Consider the following 18132-nt stretch of genomic DNA (forward strand, 5'->3'; position numbering starts at 1 on the left):
CCAGAACAATCCCGGAACAATCCCATGTGGTTCAAGAATCTCCAGATCTATCGCCTGCCCACGCCGTGGGTCATCGACCTCGCCAAGCTCGACGAGCAACTCAATCGCGGCACCTTCGCCCGCTGCGCCAGCCATGAGCCGATTTCGCGCGGCTGGGTTTCGCCGCGCAAGGATGCGGGGCTGATTTACGCCAACAATCGCCAGTGGCTGATCGCGCTGGCGGTCGAGCAGCGCCTGCTGCCCTCGTCGGTGGTCAACGACGAAGTCCGCGAGCGGGCCGAGAAGCTGACCGAGGAACAGGGCTACGCGCCGGGCCGCAAGGCGCTCCGCGAACTCAAGGAACGCGTCACCGAGGAATTGATGCCGCGCGCCTTCACCAGGAAGCGCACGACCTTTGTCTGGATCGACCCGCAGAACGGCTGGTTCGTGGTCGATGCCGGCAGCCAGGGCAAGGCTGAGGAGGTCATCGAACACCTGCGCTTCTGCCTCGACGATTTCCCGCTCCAGCCCTTGCACACCCAGTTGTCGCCGCAGTCGGCGATGGCCGACTGGCTGGCCGGCGGCGAGGCCCCGCACGGTTTCACCATCGACCGCGACTGCGAGCTGAAAGCGGTTGGCGAGGAGAAGTCGGCCGTCCGCTATGTCCGCCACCCGCTGGGCGACGAGGTGCATGCCGAGATCAAGGCCCATCTTGCGGCCGGCAAACTGCCGACCAAGCTGGCCCTGACCTGGGACGACCGGATTTCCTTCGTGCTCGGCGAGAAGATGGAGGTCAAGCGCCTTGCCTTCCTCGACCTGCTCAAGGAGGAGGCCGAGAAGAACGCCGAACATGCCGACGAGCAGTTCGATGCCGATTTTGCGCTGATGACCGGCGAGCTGACCCGCTTCCTGCCGGTGCTGATCGAAGCCCTCGGTGGCGAAAAGGTCGAGGCGGCGGCCAGCCCGGCGCAGCCGGGTGGCGGTGCAGTGCCGCCCTGGGAGGCATGAAGCCCGGCGAACCGTGCCCCTGCGGCAGCGGCCAGTGCTACGCCCTCTGCTGCCGGCCGTTGCATGCCGGGGAGCGGCCTGCCGCCAGTGCCGAGGCGCTGATGCGCTCGCGCTACAGCGCCTACGTCCTCAAACTGGCGACGTACTTGCTGGCTACCTGGCACCCTTCAACGCGGCCAAGCGAACTCGACCTGGCGGCTGACGACAGCAAGTGGCTGGGCCTGGAAGTGAAGCGGCACGCGGTGCAGGGCGAAGACCAGGCAACGGTCGAATTCGTCGCCCGCTACCGGATCGCCGGGCGTGGCCATCGCCTGCACGAACTGAGCCGTTTCGTGCGCGAAGATGGCCGTTGGTTCTACATCGACGGCGAGTTGTCCTGATCGCCCGGCGGCGTGCTGAAGGATCGCGCCGGCCAGACAAAGACCGCGAACAGCAGGCCCTCGGCCAGCAGTCCGAGCACGGCTGGCAGCAGGCTGGCCATGCCGCCCATTCCGAACAGCACCAGGCCGCCGGCCGAAAGCAGCAGCAGGAGTGCGGCGGCCAGGCGGGCACCCGGGTTGCGCTGGCCGGCGACCAGTCGGGGCAGGGCGATAAGCAGCGGGCCCAGCCCGAAAGCCAGGCCAATGACCAGTAGCGGGGCAAGCAGATTGAACAGCCGGTCACCGCTCGGCAGTTGGCCCGAGCCATGGCTGAACAGGAGCAGGACAGCCGGCGCCAGGGTCATGGCGGTGCCGAGGAGCAGGGCGAGAAGACGGAACAGGGCAGTCATGGGCAGGCGAGGGGAGCTTGGCTGATGTCGGGCGGGAACCGCCGGGGAAAGTGTGCATCATACCGTTGGCCAGCCGGATCGGTGGCTCCCGCGCCTTGCGCTGGCTCTCCGGCTGGCCTAGGCTGAAACAGTAATCCCGAGCAATGGAGATCGACATGAAGCAAGCTATCAGCGGCCTGCTAGCCGCCCTTTTCCTGGCCAGCCAGATGGCCGGTTGCGCCAATATGGACGAAACACAGCGCACGACAGCGACCGGTGCGGCGGTCGGCGCCGTGGCCGGCGCCCTGCTCGGCGGGGTGACGGCCGGCGGCAACAAGACGAAGAGTGCAGCCACTGGCGCGGCGATCGGTGCGGCGCTGGGGGCGGGCGGTGGCTACCTGTGGTCGCGCCACATGCAGGAGCAGAAGGCTGCCATGGAGCAGGCAACGCAGGGCACCGGCATCGGCGTCACGCAGACGGCCGACAACCAGCTCAAGCTGGATATCCCGAGCGACCTGTCCTTCGATTCCGGCCGCTACGACATCAAGCCGGCGCTGCATGCCGTACTCGACCGCTTCGCCACGACCCTGAACCAGAATCCGGTCACCACCGTGCGCATCGTCGGCCACACCGACAATGTCGGCAGCGATGCGGTGAATAATCCGCTGTCGGTCAATCGGGCGGCGGCGACCCGCGATTACCTGGTGTCGCGCGGCGTGGCCAGCAACCGCATCGCCATTGACGGGCGTGGCGCGCGCGAGCCGATTGCCGACAACGCCACGGCGGCGGGCAAGGCGAAGAACCGGCGCGTCGAGATTTTCGTCGCCGAAGCGTCGCGCTGAACCGTTGCCCTATTTCACGGGGCCGTCATGCTGTCGCATCGCAGGCTCTGACTTCCGGAGGACATGAACATGGGACTTCTCGATTCCGTCGTCGGTTCGCTGACGGCAGGCAATACCCCTGGCGGCACGGGCCTGCTCGAAGCCGTGATGCAGTTGATCCAGAATCAGCCGGGCGGTCTGGCCGGATTGGTGCAATCCTTCCAGCAGGGCGGTTTGGCCGAGATCGTCAATTCCTGGGTGTCCACTGGCCAGAACCTGCCCGTTTCAGGTCAGCAACTGGCTTCCGTGCTGGGCAGTGGGCCCTTGCAGGGCATGGCGGCCCAACTGGGGTTGTCTCCCGACCAGGTGGCGGGCAGCCTGGCTGACCTGCTGCCGCAGGTCGTCGACCAACTGACGCCGAACGGCCAGTTGCCGCAAGGTGGCGACCTGCTGGCCCAAGGAATGGATCTGCTGAAGAAGGGCGGTTTGTTCGGTTAGGCCGGGCGGGTTAGAGGAATTTTTCGAGCAGCACGTTCAGGAAGCGCCGGCCCTTCGCGGTCGGCGCAATCTTTTCCGGGCCGACCGCGAGCAGGCCTGCGGCTTCGGCGGCCTTCAGTTGCGGCAGGATGCGGCCGAGCGGCTGCGCGGTGCGCGCCTCGAACAGCGAGGGGTGAAAGCCGTCGGCCAGGCGCAGAGCATTCATCAGGAACTCGAAGGGCAGGCTGGCCGGAGCGACTTCGTTGTGCTCCTGAACCGCGTTGCCACTGCGGATGTTATCGAGATAGGCCTTGGGGTGCTTGTGGCGCATCTGGCGGAGCACGCGGTCGTGCAGGGTCAGCTTCGAATGGGCGCCGGCACCGATGCCGAGGTAGTCGCCGAAGAACCAGTAGTTCAGGTTGTGCTTGCACTGCCGGTTGGGCAGCGCGAAGGCCGAGGTTTCGTAATTGCTGAAACCGGCGACGGCGAGGCGGGCCTCGATGGCCTCCTGCATGTCGGCGCAGACGTCGCCTTCGGGCAGTTCCGGTGGGAAGGCAGCAAAACGGGTATTCGGCTCCAGCGTCAGTTGATAGCAGGAGAGGTGCGTCGGGGAGAGGCTCAGTGCCGTTTCGATGTCGGCCAGTGCTTGCGCCTGCGTCTGGCCGGGCAGGCCGTACATCAGGTCGAGGTTGAAGGTGTCGAAATGCTGGCTGGCCAGTCGGGCGGCGCGCTTCGCCTCCTCGGCATCGTGGATGCGGCCGAGGGCTTGCAGATGCGCATCGTTGAAGCTCTGGATGCCGAGCGACAGGCGGTTCACGCCGGCGGCGCGGAAGCCGGCGAATTTCCCGGCCTCGACCGTTCCGGGGTTGGCTTCCAGGGTGATTTCGGCATCCGGCGCCAGCATGGCCAGGGCGCGGAAGGCGGCGAGCAGTTCGTCGATGGCGGCTGGCGACAGCAGGCTGGGCGTGCCGCCGCCAAAGAAGACGCTGACCACCGGCCGGCCCCAGATCAAGGGCAGGGCCGATTGCAGGTCGGCAATCAGGGCGTCTACGTAGGCGCGCTCGGGAATCGTCTCGCCGGCCTCATGCGAGTTGAAGTCGCAGTAGGGGCACTTCTGCACGCACCATGGCACATGGACGTAGAGCGCGAGCGGCGGAGAAACGCGGAATTCCAGTTCGGCGCTCGGTGCTGCCGGGCTGGCGGGGAAGATCGGAATGGTTCTGGCCATGGTGATGGAGAGGCGGTGGTCCCGCCCGTGCAGCAAGGGAAGTGCCGATAGACCTACAGGGTCGGCAACCGTTCGATCAATTTCTGCATCGCCCGGCCACGATGCGACACCTGGTTCTTGGTCTCGGCATCCATTTCGGCAGCGGTCTGGCCAAATTCCGGCACGAAGAACAGCGGGTCGTAGCCGAAGCCACCTTCCCCCTGCTGCTCCGGCAGGATTTCACCTGGCCATTCACCCTCGGCGATGATCGGTTGCGGGTCGTTGGCGGCACGTACCAGCACCAGGACGCAATAGAAATGGGCCTTGCGGTTGGTGTGCCCCTTCAGGTGGGTGAGCAGTTTCTCGTTATTGCGGGCGTCCGACTTCGGATCGCCGGCATAGCGGGCCGACAGCACGCCGGGAGCGCCATGCAGTGCCTCGACGCAGAGGCCGGAGTCGTCGGCCAGTGCCGGCAGGCCGCTGTGCTGCGCCGCGTGGCGGGCCTTGGCCAGGGCGTTTTCGACGAAAGTGCAGTGCGGTTCCTCGGCTTCCGGAATGCCCAGTTGGCCCTGCGGGATCACTTCGAAGCCGAGCGGCGCCAGCAGCGCGTTCAGCTCCTTCATCTTCTTGGCGTTGTTGGAGGCGAGAACGAGTTTTTTCATGATGCCAGCGCGCTTTCCTGGGCGGCGACCAGCTGGCGGATGCCCAGGGTGGCGAGGTCCATCAGCACGTTCATCTGTTCGCGGGTGAAGGGTTCGCCTTCGGCCGTGCCCTGCACTTCGACGATGCCGCCCTGGCCGGTCATGATGACGTTCATGTCGGTGTCGCAGTTCGAATCTTCCGGGTAGTCGAGGTCGAGCACCGGGCTCCCTTCGAAGATGCCGACGGAAATCGCCGCGACATGGTCCTTGACCGGGTTGGCCGGCAGCTTGCCGGCCTGTACCAGCTTGTCGCAGGCTTCGTAGAGGGCGATCCAGGCGCCGGTGATCGAGGCGCAACGGGTGCCGCCGTCAGCCTGCAGCACGTCGCAGTCGAGGGTGATCTGGCGTTCGCCGAGGGCCTTGAGGTCGGTCACGGCACGCAGGCTGCGGCCGATCAGACGCTGGATTTCCTGGGTACGGCCGGTCTGCTTACCCTTCGCCGCCTCGCGGGCGCTCCGTGTGTGGGTCGAACGCGGCAGCATGCCGTATTCGGCCGTCACCCAGCCCTGGCCCTTGCCGCGCAGGAAGGGCGGCACGTTTTCCTCGACCGAGGCGGTGCACAGCACGTGGGTATCGCCCATCTCGATCAGGACCGAGCCTTCGGCGTGGCGGGTGAAGTTGCGGGTGATCTGGACGGTGCGGAGCTGATCCGGCTGGCGCTGGCTGGGACGCATGGGTTTCCTTATTTCTTCGGGTTGTATTTCTCGATGGCGGAGCGGATTTCGTCGATCGCCTTTTCGATCTCGTCATCGCTGAGCTCGCTCTTGTAAGTCGGGTTGCGGCCGAATTCCTCAAGGCGGGTCGTCACTTCGTCCTGGCTCATGGTCTGCGTCGAGATGGCGCTGCTCGCTTCCTCGACGTAGGCATCCTCCCAGCGCACGGCAACCACCGACAGGTTGTCGCGATGCGGACCGCCCTTGACGTCGGCCTGGTTGAGGATCATCGGCACGGCCTGCAGCAGGTTGGTGCCTTTCAGTGCCACCGCCATCATGTCGCCGGAAATCTCCCCCCACAGGCCGTCCGAGCAGAGCAGCAGGATGTCGCCATGATTAAGAGGTGTTTTGCGCGAGAACTCGATCTCGGGCGGTGTCGGGCTGCCCAGGCAGCTGTAGATCTTGTTGCGATCCGGGTGGAAGGCGGCCTGCGCCTCGGAGATCATGCCTTCCTCGACCAGCAGGCGGATGCGTGAATGATCCTTGGTCTGCGCGATGACCTTGCCGTCGCGCATCAGGAAGAGGCGCGAATCACCGGCGTGCGCCCAGTAGGCGACGTTGTCCTGGACGATGCAGGCGACGCAGGTGGTGCGAGGCGTGTCGCGCAGGGCATGGCGGGCGGTGTAGTCGAGGATGGCGTGGTGAGCGTTGGTCATGCCCTTCTGCAGGAAGCGGAAGGGATCGGCGAGCAGCGGCCGGGCCTCGCGCTGGAAGGAATCGGCCAGCGTCTGGACGGCGATCTGCGCGGCGATCTCGCCGTAATGGTGGCCGCCCATGCCATCGGCGACGACCATCAGCAGCGCGTCGCGCGAGTAGCAGTAAGTCGTCCGGTCTTCGTTGTTGGCGCGGCCGCCGACGCGGCTTTCCTGGTAGATGGTGAATCTCATCGGATCGGATTCCTGAATTTTTCGACGAAGCGACCCAGCCAGTTCGGAGCTGCTTTCGGACTGGGCGGCGTGACGGTCTCAACTAGCGCCTTCTGCAGCGCAAAGACGCTCTGCGGCCGGTAGAGATGATTGAGGTTGAGGCACCAGTCGATGATTTCGAGCAGGCGGTCGGAATACTGGCCATCCCAGCGCATCATGGCCGGCGACAGCGTATCCTTCTTCAGCCGGGCGTCGGCGGCTTGCGGCGCGCTACCGGCCAGGCAGGCATACATCGAGGCCCCGACGCTGTAGATGTCGCTCCACGGCCCCAGATCCCTGCGCGTGCCGTAATGTTCCGGCGAGGCGAAGCCCGGGGTGTACATCGGCTTGAGCATGGGTTGATCGTTGACCAGCGTTTGGCGAGCGGCGCCGAAGTCGATCAGCACCGGCGTGTTGTCGCTGCGCAGATAGATGTTCGACGGCTTCAGGTCGAGGTGCAGCAGTTTGTTGGAATGCACCTCGCGCAGGCCATTCAGCATGCGGGTGAAGACGCCGCGAATGAAGCGTTCGGAAATGTGCCCCTGGTGCTTCTGGATGAACTCCTGAAGCGTACGGCCATGTTCGTACTCCATGACCATGTAAACCGTGTCGTTGGCTCGGAAGAAGTTCAGCACGCGGATTACGTTCGGGTGCGACAAGCGGGCCAGTGCCCGGCCTTCCTCGAAGAAGCACTTCATGCCATAGCGAAAGGCACCGAGGTGGTCGGACGTGATGACTGGCTTGATTTCCCCGCGGCTACGCAGGGCCAGGCTGTTCGGCAGGTACTCCTTGATGGCGACTTGCCGCCCCTCGGGATCGGTCGCCAGGTACACGATGGAAAAACCGCCAAGCGAGAGCTGGCGGTCTATCGTGTATTCCTCAAGTTGGTGACCGTTGGGTAACGGCTGATTGGCTTGTTGCGCCATGGAGCTCGCGGTTATGATGCAATTTCAGGCATTTTCGGGCGTGTCGTCCGGCCTGTAAAGCTGGAGATTCCCTGACAATGATCTGTAGTATGACCGGATATGCCGTGAAAAACCGCGATGTTGAGCGCGGCTCGCTGCAAATCGAACTAAAAAGCGTCAATTCCCGTTATCTCGATTTCCATTTTCGCGTTGCCGAAGACCTGCGCGCACTGGAAATGCCGCTGCGCGAGCTGCTCTCGGCCCGCCTGTCGCGCGGCAAGGTCGAGTGCCGGCTGTCCTTCAATCCGGCCGCCGCCCGCGCCGAGCAGTTGCAGCTCAACGGCGAACTGCTCGCTACCCTGCAGTCCCTGAGCGACCAGGTGCGTACCGGCATGCCCGACGCCGCGCCGCTGTCAGTCAATGAGGTGCTGCGCTGGCCGGGCATGTTCGGTGACCAGGGGGTCGATTTCGCGGCCCTCGGCCCGGAAGTTCTGGCCCTCGCCCGCGAGGCGCTCGACGATTTCACGGCCAGCCGTGGTCGCGAGGGCGACAAGCTGGCGGCGATGATCCTCGATCGCGTCAAGGCCATGCGCGACATCGTCGGGCGCGTCGCACCGCGCATTCCGGAAGCGCAGGCCCTGTTCACCGACAAACTGCGCCAGCGCCTGGTCGAGGCACTGGGTAACGCCAGCGACGACCGCATCCTGCAGGAGGTGGCCGTCTTCGCGACGCGCATCGACGTCGCCGAAGAACTGAGCCGGCTGACCACTCACCTCGACGAGGTCGAACGGGTGCTGAAACAGGGCGGCGCCTGCGGCAAACGGCTCGATTTCCTGATGCAGGAACTGAACCGCGAGGCCAACACGCTCGGTTCCAAGTCGGCGATCACCGACGTGTCGCAGGCCTCGATGGATCTCAAGCTGCTCATCGAGCAAATGCGCGAACAGATACAGAACCTGGAGTAGCTCGAACGCCATGCACCCGGCCGGCCAGTTCTCCCCGCTTTCCTCGACCGTTCTGGCCCGGCGCTTCATTTTGAGCTGGCTGTTGCTCGTCCTGCTGGCTGTCTCCCTCAGCCTCTACCTGCTGGAAAATGCGCAGGAACAGCAGCGGCAGCGCACCCTGCTGGAAACCGAGAACCTGGCGCTCCTCGTCGAGCGGGACGTGGCCAATTCGCTGGAGAAGATCGATCTCCTGCTGCGCGATGCCATCGACCATTACGCCGAACACCTGCGCCTGGGCAATCTCGATGTCGCGGCACTCGACCGCTTCCTTGCCCGTCAGCGCGAGCGGCAGAAACCCCTGGTCGCGATTCGTATCACCAATGCCACCGGCGAGGTGGTTGTCGGCCTTGATGGCAGTTCCGGGGCGAGCGCGCTGGTCCATGACCGGGAATATTTCCAGCGTCTGCGGGACGATCCGTTGCTCGAGCGCATCACCTCGAAACCGGTGCGCGGCAAGATCAGCGGCAAGTGGGCCATCGTTGTGGCCCGTCGCCTGCCCGACATCGATGGCCGCTTCGCCGGTATCGCCTTGGCCAGCATCGGGCTGGATTTCTTCCAGCAGCAGTTCGCCGGGCTACGTACCGGACCGTCCGGTTCGGTCGCCATGCGCGATGCCGACCTGGCCCTGCTGGCGCGGGCGCCCTGGAACGAAGCGGTGGGCGAACCCGGCGCGACACGGCTTTCCGACGACTTCCGGGAAGCGCTCGCCGCCAACCCGCAGGCTGGTAGCTATGTTTCCGGCGTGACCAGCCTGGATGGTGTTCGCCGCCTGCATGTCTATCGCTTCAACCCGGAGTACCGCTTCTATATCAATGTCGGCGTTTCCGAGGATGCCTATCTGGAACCCTGGCACCGGCAGCGGCGCGGCATCCTTAGTCTGCTCGCCATCTTCGTTGCGTTGAGCGGCGGCGCCGTTTTCATGCTGCACCGCTATGCTGGCCGTCTCGGCGAGCGCGAGCGGGTCCTGCGTACCATCCTCGATACTTCGGATGGGGCGATCTTCCTGGTCGATCCGCGGGGTGTCATCGTTTTCGCCAACGAACGCATGGCGAGCATGTGGGGCCTGCCCCTCGAGCAGTTGATCGGCCGCGAGTACGTTGCCCTGATCCATCCCGACGAGCGCGAAATCGGTCGCGAGAAGATGCTCAAGCTGATGGCCAGCGAGATTCCCTTCGTCCGGGTCGAGCGCGAATACATCCGCGAGGACGGGAAGGCTTTCTGGGGGCTTTTGTGCGGGCGCCGCTTGCTTGACGAGGCGGGCCACTTCGTCGGCCTGGTTGGCCTGATCGCCGATGTCGATGAATCCCGGCGCAACGCCCGGGAACTCGAGGTCTATCGCCAGCGTCTCGAACAACGGGTGCAGGAACGCACGCAGCAACTGGAGCAGGCCAAGGTGGCAGCGGAGGCGGCCAACCGGGCGAAGAGTGCCTTCCTGGCCAACATGAGCCACGAAATCCGCACGCCGATGAACGCCATCGTCGGACTCGCCCACCTGTTGCGCCGCGACAATCCGACGACACGGCAGGCCGACCGTCTGGACAAGATGCTCGGTTCGGCCGAGCACCTGTTGTCGATCATCAACGATGTGCTGGATATTTCGAAGATCGAATCCGGGCACCTGGCCCTCGAAGCAGCCCCCTTCCGCGTTGTCGACGTGATCGAGCGTCTCGTTTGCCTGAATGCCGACAAGGCCTCGGCCAAGGGGCTCAGCTTCCGTACCCAGGTCGCCTGCCTGCCGCCGGTGCTGGTGGGCGACCGTACCCGGCTCAGCCAGGCCTTGCTCAACTACGTCAGCAATGCCATCAAGTTCACCGATTCCGGCAGCATCGTCCTGCGCGCCGCAGTGCTCGAAGAGGATGCTCGTTCATTGCTCGTGCGTTTCGAGGTCGAAGACAGTGGCATCGGTATCGCCCCCGACGTGCTGGCCCGCCTGTTCAGCCCGTTCGAACAGGCCGACAACTCGACGACCCGCAAGTACGGTGGCACTGGTCTCGGTCTCGCCATCACGCGCCACCTGGCCGAACTAATGGGCGGAGAGGCGGGCGTCGACAGCGAGCCGGGGCGGGGGAGCACCTTCTGGCTGACGGTGCGCCTTGGCCGGCCGGTCGCCGAAGACGCTTCGCCCGCCGGTCAGCCGGCAGCGCAGCCCGCCCCTGGCGAACGAGCAGCCGATGCCGGGGGCGTGCGCATCCTGCTGGTCGAGGACGAACCGCTCAATCGCGAAGTGGCGACTGAGTTGATCCGTGAAATCGCCGGCTTGCCGCTCGATATCGCCGTCGATGGCGAGCAGGCCTTGGCCAAGGTGCAGCAAGCCCGCTACGACCTGATCCTGATGGATCTGCTGATGCCCGGCATCGACGGCCTCGAGGTCACTCGCCGCATTCGCCAGTTGCCGGGCTACACAACGACGCCGATCGTCGCGATGACGGCCAATGCTTTCGCCGAAGATCGCCAGCGCTGCCTGGCGGCCGGCATGAACGACCACCTGCCCAAACCGGTCGATCCGGATCGCCTGCGCGCCGTGCTGCAGCGCTGGCTGCCGCAGCCGTTACAATGACCGCTTTGGCGCCGGGCGCCAGTCTGTCGGGAAACACCAATGTCGGGAAATCTTTTCGTCGTCGCCGCACCCTCCGGGGCGGGCAAGACCACCCTTGTCCGCCTGCTGCTCGAAAGGGAGGCCAGCGTTCATCTGTCGATCTCCTACACGACCCGCAGTCCGCGGCCGGGTGAGCAGGACGGGCGGGAGTACCATTTCGTCGATACCGTGGCGTTCCAGGCCATGATCGCCCGCCATGAGTTTCTCGAATGGGCCGAGGTGCACGGCAATTTCTACGGCACGTCGCAGAAGTGGATCGCCGACCAGCTGGCCGCCGGCCATGACGTGCTGCTCGAAATCGACTGGCAGGGCGCCCAGCAGGTGCGCAAGCTTTTCCCGCAGGCGATCGGTATCTTCATCCTGCCGCCGTCGATGGAGGAGTTGACCCGCCGGCTGACCGGACGCGGCACCGACAGCGCCGACGTCATCGCCCGGCGTCTGGCCGCGGCACAGGCCGAGATGCGCCATGTCGGGGAATTCGACTATGTTATTATTAACGACCAGTTGGCACAGGCCCTGGAAGAGCTTCTCGCCGTCGTGCGGGCTTCCCGCCTGAGCTTCGGGGCGCAACGTGTCCGTCACGCCGCCCTGTTCGAAAGATTGATCTGAAATTAGAGGTTGAGCATGGCCCGCGTTACCGTTGATGATTGCCTGAAGAAGATCCCGAACCGTTTCCAGATGACCCTGGCCGCTGCCCATCGCGCCCGCCAGCTGGCGAACGGCGCCACCCCGCTGGTCGATGCCGAGAAGCACAAGCCGACCGTCGTCGCGCTGAAGGAAATGGGGGCAGGCAAGGTCGGTCTGGAAGTGCTGAACCGCGGCCAGGCCTGATTTCCGGGGCGGTGACGCTTGATGGATCCTGCGCCGTCATCCCCGCCGCCCGCCAGTGTGGAGCCCGCTTACCGGGTCTTCATCGATAGTCTCGACTATCTCCCGCCCGCCGACGTAGAACGTATCAAGGCCGCGTACGCTTTCGCGGCCGAGGCGCATGCGCATCAGAAGCGCATGTCCGGCGAGCCCTACATCACCCATCCGCTGTCCGTCGCCGGTGCCGTTGTCGATTGGCGCATGGATGCTGACGCCATCTGTGCGGCGCTGATGCACGACGTCCTCGAAGACACGGGGACGACCAAGCACGAACTGGCCGAGAAGTTCGGCAAGGAAGTCGCCGAGCTGGTTGATGGCCTGTCCAAGCTCGACAAGATGGAGTTTGCCTCCTACCAGGAGGCGCAGGCCGAGAATTTCCGCAAGATGCTGATGGCCATGGCGCGCGATTTGCGCGTTGTGCTCATCAAGCTGGCCGACCGCCAGCACAACCTGCAGACCATGTCGGCCATGCGCGCCGACAAGCGCGCCCGCATCGCCCGCGAAACGCTGGAAATCTACGCCCCGATCGCACTGCGTCTGGGGCTCAACAAGCTGTACCGCGAGTTGCAGGATCTGTGCTTCACGCTGATCCATCCGCATCGCGCCGAGGTGCTGGCCAAGGCCCTGCGCGCCGCACGCGGCAACCGCAAGGAGCTGCTCACCCGCATCCTCGACGGCATCCGCGACAAGCTGGCGCATGCCGGCCTGCGGGCCGATGTCTTCGGCCGCGAGAAGAGCCTGTATTCGATTTTCCGCAAGATGAAGGACAAGCACCTGTCCTTCTCGCAGGTGCTCGACATCTACGGCTTCCGCGTCGTGGTCGACAACGTGCCGACCTGCTACCTGGCGCTCGGTGCGCTGCACAGCCTGTTCAAGCCGGTGCCCGGCAAGTTCAAGGACTACATCGCCATCCCCAAGGCCAACGGCTACCAGTCGCTGCACACCACGCTGATCGGCCCCTACGGCACCCCGGTCGAGGTGCAGATCCGCACCCGCGAGATGCATCATGTTGCCCAGGAAGGCGTTGCCGCCCACTGGCTGTACAAGGACACCGAGGAATCGGGCGCCGACCTGCAGATCAAGACGCACAAATGGTTGCAGTCGCTGCTCGAAATGCAGACTTCCGATTCGTCGGAATTCTTCGAGAACGTCAAGATCGACCTCTTCCCCGACGAGGTCTATGTCTTCACGCCGAAGGGCAAGATTCTCGCCATGCCGAGCGGGGCGACGGTGGTCGATTTCGCCTACGCCGTGCATACCGATGTCGGCCATCATTGCTCGTCGGCGCGGGTCAATCATGAACTGGCGCCGTTGCGCACCGAACTGAAGAACGGCGACCTGGTCGAGATCATCACCTCGCCGCAGGCCAGCCCCAACCCGGTGTGGCTGACCTACGTCAAGACCGGCCGGGCGCGCAGCAAGATCCGTCATTTCCTGCGCACCATGCAGAACGAGGAGTCGGCCCGCCTTGGCGAGCGCCTGCTGCGGCAGGAACTGCTCTCGCTGGGCGTCGTGCCGATTTCGATCCCGGCCGAGGCCTGGGATGCCCTGGTCAAGTCGGGCGGCCAGAAGTCGATGGAGGAGGTCTACACCGAAATCGGCTTGGGCAAGCGCCTGCCGTCCGTCGTTGCCCGCCGCCTGCTGGCGCGCGAGGATCTGTCGGCCGATTCGCCGAGCAACATGACCCTCGCCATCCACGGGACCGAGGGCATGGCGATCCAGCTCGCCCGCTGCTGCCAGCCGATTCCGGGCGATCCGATCATCGGCTCGATCAGGAAGGGCAGCGGCCTGGTCATTCATACCCACGACTGCCCGAGCATCCGCAAGTCGCGTTCGAGCGAGCCGCAGAAGTGGATTGATGTCGAATGGGAGCCGGTCGAGGGCAAGTTGTTCGACATCCACATCAACGTCGAGGTCAAGAACGCACGCGGTGTGCTGGCCCAGGTCGCCGCCGCCATTGCCGAGGCGGGTTCGAATATCGAGCATGTGGCGATGGATGCCGACCCCGAGCGGCTGTTCACCACGCTGCGTTTCACCATCCAGGTCGCCCACCGCAATCATCTGGCGGCGGTGATGCGCGGCCTGCGCCACATTCCGGAAGTGACCCGGATTGCCCGTGAAAGGGGAGGCGAGGCTTGAGAGTCCTCGTGCTGGGTGCCGGCGTCGTCGGCACGACGAGTGCATGGTATCTCGCCCGCGCCGGGCATCAGGTGACGGTCGTGGACCGCCAGCCAGTGGCCGGCAATGAAACCAGTTTTGCCAACGGCGGGCAGATTTCCGTCTCGCATGCGGAACCCTGGGCCAATCCCCACGTCCTGCCCCGTGTGCTGAAATGGCTGGGGCGCGAGGATGCGCCACTGCTCTGGCGCTGGCGGGCCGACCCGGCACAACTTGCCTGGGGCCTGCGCTTTCTGGTCGAATGCCTGCCCGGCCGGACGCGGCGCAACATCGCTGCCATCATCTCCCTCGCCCTCTACAGCCGACGCTGCCTGCAGGCGCTGCGCACCGAGTTGAACCTGCATTACGACCATCTCGAACGCGGCATCCTGCACCTCTACACCGATCCGAAGGAGCTCGCCCAAGCCGAGCAAGCCGCGCGTCTGATGCGCCAGTTCGGGCTCGATCGCGACACCGTCGATGTCGACCGCTGCCTCGAACTGGAGCCGGCTTTGGCCGACGCCCGGCACCTGCTGGTCGGCGGCGATTACACCCGCTCCGACGAATCGGGCGATGCCCACCAATTCACCCGCGCCCTGGCCGAACATGCCCGGGCAGCCGGGGTCGATTTCCGCTATGGAACGACCATTGAACGGCTCGCCGCCGCGGGTAGCAAAGTGGCCGGTGTGGTCGTCCATAACGGCAAGGAGCCGGAACTGCTGACGGCGGATGCCTACGTTGTCGCACTCGGCAGCTATTCGTCGCTGCTCCTGCGGCCGATCGGCCTCGACATCCCGGTCTTCCCGGCCAAGGGCTATTCGGTGACGCTGCCCCTGGCCGAGGCGAGCGGGGCACCCAGCGTCAGCCTGACCGACGATGAGCGCAAGCTGGTTTTCTCCCGCCTCGGCAACCGGCTGCGCATTGCCGGCACCGCCGAATTCACCGGCTACAACCTCGATCTCAACCCGGTGCGTTGCCAGTCGCTGATCGAACGTACCCGCCAGCTCTTCCCGCGCCTGCAGACCGTCGGCGAACCGGCCCTCTGGTGTGGCTTGCGCCCGGCCACACCGTCCAACGTGCCGCTCATCGGCCGCAGCCGCCTGAGCAACCTGTGGCTGAACACCGGCCACGGCACGCTGGGCTGGACGATGTCCTGCGGCTCCGCTGCGGCCCTGGCCGAAATGATCAGCGGCACGCGCCCCGACCCGGACTTTCCCTTTCTCACATGTTGATCGACACGCACTGCCACCTCGACGCGGCCGAGTTCGATGCCGACCGCGACGTGGTGCAGGCGGCTGCCCGGGCGGCTGGGGTCGGGTGTATCGTCGTGCCGGCCGTCGAGGCAGCCAGCTTTGCCAAGACCCGGCAAACCGTCGCCCGCTACCCGGGGTGTGTCGCCGCCTACGGCATCCACCCGCTGTATGTCGGACAGGCGGCAGAAGAGGACCTGGCCGTCCTGCGTCAGTGGCTGGCCCGTGAGCGGCCGGTGGCGGTCGGCGAAATCGGCCTCGACCTGTATGTTCCGGATGCCGACGTGGCGCGCCAGACCTTCTTCTTCACCGAGCAGCTCAAGCTGGCGCGGGAATTCGATCTGCCTGTCCTGCTCCATGTCCGGCGGGCGATCGATCCCATCCTCAAGCAGTTGCGCCGTTACCGCGTGCGGGGTGGCATTGCCCATGCTTTCAACGGCAGCCGGCAGCAGGCCGATGAATTCATCAAGCTTGGCTTCGCGCTGGGTTTCGGCGGTGCGATGACTTTCAGCGGCTCGACGCGCATCCGTGCCGTGGCGGCTGCGCTGCCGGCTGATGCGATCGTCCTCGAAACCGATGCGCCGGACATCCCGCCCGCCTGGCTGAACGGCGGCCGCAACACACCCGCCGAGCTGCCCCGCATCGCCGCGTCGCTCGCCGCGTTGCGCGGCCTGTCCGGCGAGGCGCTGGCGGCGCTGAGCGCGGCGAACGCGCGTCGGGTCCTGCCCGATCTATTTCCTCACACATTCTGCGGATAATCGCCGGGCTTTGATCTGCGCTAAAGCAGCAATTGCTTATGGGCGTAGATTGGCTGTCGGTGTTGCCGGGGCTCGTGTGAGGACGGGCCAATGCGGCGAATGCCCGGTGGAATGACCCGAATAAATCAGGGAGTGCCGGTACCGGATGGGGAAGGGGCCCATCCGGCGCTGGCTGAACTGTCGAGTAGATGAATCATGACTGAAAAAACCCCGAAAAGCGCTGCGGCCCGCCGCCAGTTCATTTTCGACTCCGCCAAGATGGTCTGCGGCGTCGGCATGCTGGGACTGGGGCTCGGCCTCTACGCCAAGCAGTCGAAGGCCTTGCCGGCCCTCGCCCTGCGCCCGCCCGGCGCCCTGCCGGAAGACGATTTCCTCGGTGCCTGCATCCGCTGTGGCCTGTGCGTCCGCGATTGTCCATACAACACGCTGGTCCTCGCCAAGCCGGAAGACCCGGTGACGACCGGCACGCCCTTCTTCACGGCGCGCAACATCCCGTGCGAGATGTGCGATGACATTCCGTGCGTCAAGGCCTGCCCGACCAAGGCGCTCGATCATGGGCTGACCGACATCAACAAGGCCAAGATGGGCATCGCGGTGCTGATCGACCACGAGACCTGTCTCAATTTCCTCGGCCTGCGCTGCGACGTCTGTTACCGTGTTTGCCCGGTCATCGACAAGGCGATCACCCTCGACCTGCAGCCCAACCAGCGCACCGGTCGCCACGCCATGTTCCTGCCCACCGTGCATTCCGAGCATTGCACCGGTTGCGGCAAATGCGAGAAATCCTGCGTCCTCGAGGAATCGGCCATCCGCATCCTGCCGCCCAAGCTGGCCCAGGGCTCGCTCGGCAAGCATTACCGGGTCGGCTGGGAGGAGCAGAAGAAGGCCGGCGGTTCGCTGATCGACGAATCCAAGATGCTCGACCTGCCCGACCGGCTGCCCGAAGGTGCCGTCCTGCCCGGTCACTATGACCCGGCTTCTGGCCACACCGAAGCGATGCGCGGCATGGCCGGTAGCGAGGCCGGTGTCATCCCGAGCCTGCCGCCGGGGCTGGGAGGCAAGCCATGAGCCAGATGTCCAACAAGCAGCGCATCGGTGCCGAGGCCGTCGAGACAAAGGGCTGGTTCGGCGCCCACAAATGGCTGATCCTGCGCCGCCTGTCGCAGTTGTCGATCCTGACCCTGTTCCTGCTCGGCCCGCTGGCCGGCATCTGGATCGTCAAGGGCAACCTGAACTACAGCTACACGCTGAACGTCCTGCCGCTGACCGATCCCTACGTCGCGCTGCAATCCCTGCTCGCCGGCAAGGTCCCGGAAACGCTCGGGCTGATCGGCGTCGGCATCGTGCTGCTCTTCTACTTCCTGGTCGGGGGGCGCGTGTATTGCAGCTGGGTTTGCCCGATCAACATGGTGACTGATGCCGCCGGCTGGCTGCGCGACCGCCTGGGCATCAAGGGGGCGAGCAGCCTGTCGGCCAAGACCCGCTACTGGGTTCTCGGCATGACGCTGGTCGGCTCGGCGGTGACCGGTGTCGTGCTGTGGGAACTGATCAACCCGGTGTCGATGCTGCATCGCGGCCTGATCTTCGGTGTCGGGGCCGCCTGGATGGTGGTGCTGGCCATTTTCCTGTTCGACCTGTTCGTGATGAACCGTGGCTGGTGCGGCCGTCTCTGCCCGGTCGGCGCCTTCTACAGCCTGGTCGGCCGCTGGAGCCCGGTGCGCGTCTCGGCCAGCCTGCGTTCGGCTTGTAACGACTGCATGGACTGCTTCGAGGTCTGTCCCGAACCGCAGGTCATCCGCCCCGCGCTGAAAGGCGAGGGCAAGGGAGTCGGTCCGGTCATCCTGGCGCCGAACTGCACCAATTGCGGTCGTTGCATCGATGTCTGTTCGAAGGATGTCTTCCGCTTCGGGCTGCGCACCAACAATCCGGCCTCGACCATCGCCATCGTTGCTCAGGGAGCCAAGCGCTGAGCGGCTAACCGGATGGCTGGAAATGAAGAAGGGCACCGTGCGGTGCCCTTCTTGTTTGTGTCGTTG

At 65.1% G+C, this 18132-nt stretch carries 19 protein-coding genes; 13 read left to right on the forward strand and 6 right to left on the reverse strand.

Going from position 1 to position 18132, the window contains the following annotated elements; translation table 11 throughout:
* Positions 1-24 precede the first annotated feature (24 nt).
* Both K420_RS0106185 and K420_RS0106190 read left to right on the forward strand, forming a co-directional pair.
* Positions 25-987, forward strand: coding sequence for a recombination-associated protein RdgC (locus K420_RS0106185; RefSeq protein WP_027457313.1), 963 nt, complete (start codon positions 25-27; stop codon positions 985-987).
* The gene (locus K420_RS0106190) at positions 984-1367 is read left to right on the forward strand and encodes a YchJ family protein (RefSeq protein WP_027457314.1); all 384 of its coding nucleotides are present in this window, start codon (positions 984-986) and stop codon (positions 1365-1367) included. The genes K420_RS0106185 and K420_RS0106190 overlap by 4 nt, the downstream gene beginning before the upstream one ends.
* Here K420_RS0106190 and K420_RS18270 read toward each other — a convergent pair.
* On the reverse strand, positions 1343-1756 hold the full coding sequence (locus tag K420_RS18270; protein ID WP_051452977.1) for a hypothetical protein: 414 nt from the start codon (positions 1754-1756) through the stop codon (positions 1343-1345). The two genes, K420_RS0106190 and K420_RS18270, sit on opposite strands and share 25 nt — an antisense overlap.
* Before the next feature lie 155 nt (positions 1757-1911).
* Between K420_RS18270 and K420_RS0106200 the strand changes: the two genes are divergently transcribed.
* Entirely contained in the window at positions 1912-2577 is a 666-nt protein-coding gene (locus tag K420_RS0106200) for an OmpA family protein (protein WP_027457315.1), read from the forward strand.
* Positions 2578-2646: 69 nt separating this feature from the next.
* Positions 2647-3054 carry a YidB family protein gene (locus tag K420_RS0106205; RefSeq protein WP_027457316.1) on the forward strand — a complete coding sequence of 136 codons (408 nt, stop codon included), beginning with the start codon at positions 2647-2649 and terminating at the stop codon, positions 3052-3054.
* Between the two features lie 10 nt (positions 3055-3064).
* Here K420_RS0106205 and hemW read toward each other — a convergent pair whose 3' ends face one another.
* Genes hemW through K420_RS0106230 form a run of 5 tightly spaced genes read right to left on the reverse strand, consistent with a single transcriptional unit; the run spans position 3065 to position 7485 of the window.
* Positions 3065-4267, reverse strand: coding sequence for a radical SAM family heme chaperone HemW (hemW, locus tag K420_RS0106210; protein WP_232422825.1), 1203 nt, complete (start codon positions 4265-4267; stop codon positions 3065-3067).
* Between the two features lie 47 nt (positions 4268-4314).
* A complete protein-coding gene (gene rdgB / locus K420_RS0106215) occupies positions 4315-4905 on the reverse strand; it encodes an RdgB/HAM1 family non-canonical purine NTP pyrophosphatase (RefSeq protein ID WP_035855425.1) in 591 nt (196 codons plus the stop codon).
* Positions 4899-5615 carry a ribonuclease PH gene (gene rph, locus K420_RS0106220; protein ID WP_027457319.1) on the reverse strand — a complete coding sequence of 239 codons (717 nt, stop codon included), beginning with the start codon at positions 5613-5615 and terminating at the stop codon, positions 4899-4901. Before rph ends, rdgB begins: the two co-directional genes overlap by 7 nt.
* Positions 5616-5623: 8 nt before the next feature.
* Positions 5624-6541 (reverse strand): PP2C family protein-serine/threonine phosphatase, encoded by a 918-nt coding sequence (locus K420_RS0106225; protein ID WP_027457320.1) that lies wholly within the window; start codon positions 6539-6541, stop codon positions 5624-5626.
* Complete coding sequence (locus K420_RS0106230) at positions 6538-7485, reverse strand: serine/threonine protein kinase (RefSeq protein WP_027457321.1); 948 nt, start codon at positions 7483-7485, stop codon at positions 6538-6540. Before K420_RS0106230 ends, K420_RS0106225 begins: the two co-directional genes overlap by 4 nt.
* A 77-nt stretch (positions 7486-7562) precedes the next feature.
* Between K420_RS0106230 and K420_RS0106235 the strand changes: the two genes are divergently transcribed.
* The 9 genes from K420_RS0106235 to napH all read left to right on the forward strand — a co-directional run bounded on the left by K420_RS0106235 (position 7563) and on the right by napH (position 18066).
* Positions 7563-8429: a YicC/YloC family endoribonuclease gene (locus K420_RS0106235; RefSeq protein ID WP_027457322.1), complete on the forward strand. Its 867-nt coding sequence runs from the start codon at positions 7563-7565 to the stop codon at positions 8427-8429.
* A gap of 10 nt (positions 8430-8439) precedes the next feature.
* Complete coding sequence (locus K420_RS19640; RefSeq protein WP_051452978.1) at positions 8440-11025, forward strand: response regulator; 2586 nt, start codon at positions 8440-8442, stop codon at positions 11023-11025.
* A gap of 39 nt (positions 11026-11064) precedes the next feature.
* Entirely contained in the window at positions 11065-11673 is a 609-nt protein-coding gene (gmk, locus tag K420_RS0106245; protein WP_027457323.1) for a guanylate kinase, read from the forward strand.
* 15 nt (positions 11674-11688) lie between these two features.
* The gene (gene rpoZ / locus K420_RS0106250; RefSeq protein ID WP_027457324.1) at positions 11689-11895 is read left to right on the forward strand and encodes a DNA-directed RNA polymerase subunit omega; all 207 of its coding nucleotides are present in this window, start codon (positions 11689-11691) and stop codon (positions 11893-11895) included.
* 21 nt (positions 11896-11916) lie between these two features.
* Entirely contained in the window at positions 11917-14070 is a 2154-nt protein-coding gene (locus K420_RS0106255) for a RelA/SpoT family protein (protein ID WP_027457325.1), read from the forward strand.
* Positions 14067-15320: a D-amino acid dehydrogenase gene (locus tag K420_RS0106260; RefSeq protein ID WP_027457326.1), complete on the forward strand. Its 1254-nt coding sequence runs from the start codon at positions 14067-14069 to the stop codon at positions 15318-15320. The genes K420_RS0106255 and K420_RS0106260 overlap by 4 nt, the downstream gene beginning before the upstream one ends.
* Positions 15314-16096 (forward strand): TatD family hydrolase, encoded by a 783-nt coding sequence (locus K420_RS0106265; RefSeq protein WP_027457327.1) that lies wholly within the window; start codon positions 15314-15316, stop codon positions 16094-16096. Before K420_RS0106260 ends, K420_RS0106265 begins: the two co-directional genes overlap by 7 nt.
* A gap of 195 nt (positions 16097-16291) precedes the next feature.
* Entirely contained in the window at positions 16292-17164 is an 873-nt protein-coding gene (napG, locus tag K420_RS0106270) for a ferredoxin-type protein NapG (protein WP_027457328.1), read from the forward strand.
* Positions 17161-18066, forward strand: coding sequence for a quinol dehydrogenase ferredoxin subunit NapH (napH, locus tag K420_RS18280; RefSeq protein ID WP_088177832.1), 906 nt, complete (start codon positions 17161-17163; stop codon positions 18064-18066). The genes napG and napH overlap by 4 nt, the downstream gene beginning before the upstream one ends.
* Positions 18067-18132: the final 66 nt, after the last annotated feature.

The organism is Dechloromonas agitata is5, from assembly GCF_000519045.1.
GTDB classification, from domain to species: domain Bacteria; phylum Pseudomonadota; class Gammaproteobacteria; order Burkholderiales; family Rhodocyclaceae; genus Azonexus; species Azonexus agitatus.